Below are 1,552 nucleotides of genomic sequence, written 5' to 3' on the forward strand. Positions count from 1 at the left end.
TTCGGGGGAACACCCGTTCTGGCCGCGCTTGGCGCGGGGGCAAGCCTGCCCATGGCCATCGCGGTGGGGGTTTTCGGGGCGCTGGCAACGGCAATCGCCTATCGCGCCGCCATAATGGTAAATGTTCGCTGAACGTTCTCATTTTTTCATTGGAGACTCGGGCACCTTCGCCTATCTCTTGCCAGACGGTTAAGGACAGGCCCAACCATGCCCGAGATGAAACAGATCGAGGTGCGCGGCGCGCGCGAACACAACCTCAAGAACATCGACCTCGACATCCCCCGCGACAAGCTGGTGGTGATCACCGGCCTGTCTGGCTCGGGCAAGTCGAGCCTCGCCTTCGACACGATCTATGCCGAGGGGCAGCGGCGTTATGTCGAAAGCCTGTCGGCCTATGCGCGCCAGTTCCTCGACATGATGCAAAAGCCCGATGTCGATCACATCTCGGGGTTGTCCCCCGCGATTTCCATCGAGCAAAAGACGACGTCGAAGAACCCGCGCTCGACCGTTGGCACGGTGACGGAAATCTACGACTACCTTCGGCTATTGTTCGCCCGCGCGGGCACGCCCTTTAGCCCGACCACCGGTCTGCCCATCGAGGCCCAGCAGGTCCAAGATATGGTCGACCGCGTCATGGCGCTGGAGGAGGGGACACGTGCCTATCTTCTGGCCCCCATCGTGCGCGACCGCAAAGGCGAATACCGCAAGGAATTCATGGAGCTGCGCAAGCAGGGCTTTCAGCGTGTCAAAGTCGATGGCCAGTTCTACGAATTGGATGAGCCGCCCACGCTCGACAAGAAATTCCGCCATGATATCGATGTTGTGGTCGACCGCATCGTTGTGCGGCCGGGCACCGAGACGCGGCTGGCCGATAGCTTCCGCACCGCGCTGGATCTGGCCGATGGCATCGCCATCCTCGAGACCGCCCCCGCCGAGGGTGACCCCGAGCGCATCACCTTTTCCGAGAATTTCGCTTGCCCCGTCTCAGGCTTCACCATCCCCGAAATCGAGCCGCGCCTGTTTTCCTTCAACGCGCCTTTCGGGGCCTGCCCGGTCTGCGACGGCTTGGGGGCCGAGTTGTTCTTTGACGAGCGCCTGATGGTGCCTGATGCGGCGCTCAGCCTTGAAAACGGGGCCATCGCGCCATGGCGCAAGGGCAAATCCCCCTATTTCACCCAGACGATCCAAGCCATCGCGCGCCATTACGGCTTTGACGCGAAAGCGGCGTGGAAAGACTTGCCCGAGGCGGTGCAACAGGTTTTCCTGCGCGGCTCGGGCGAGGAAGAGATCCCGTTTCGCTATGACGAGGGCGGGCGCGTCTACCAAGTGAAGCGGACCTTCGAGGGCGTGATCCCGAACATGGAACGCCGCTACCGCGAGACCGACAGCGCATGGATTCGCGAGGAATTCGAGCAATATCAGAACAACCGATCCTGTGGCGCCTGCGGTGGCTATCGCTTGCGGCCCGAGGCGCTGGCGGTGAAGATCGCGGGGCTTCATGCCGGCGAGGTGGTGCAGATGAGTATCCGCGAGGCCCTTGCATGGTGCGATA

At 62.1% G+C, this 1,552-nt stretch carries 1 pseudogene; it reads left to right on the forward strand.

From position 1 onward, the window contains the following. Positions 1-207 precede the first annotated feature (207 nt). A pseudogene (locus tag ACTG4J_RS14055) lies at positions 208-1,552 on the forward strand (excinuclease ABC subunit UvrA); the annotation flags it as partial.

It is taken from the genome of Roseicyclus sp. (genome assembly GCF_965662675.1).
Lineage (GTDB): Bacteria > Pseudomonadota > Alphaproteobacteria > Rhodobacterales > Rhodobacteraceae > Roseicyclus.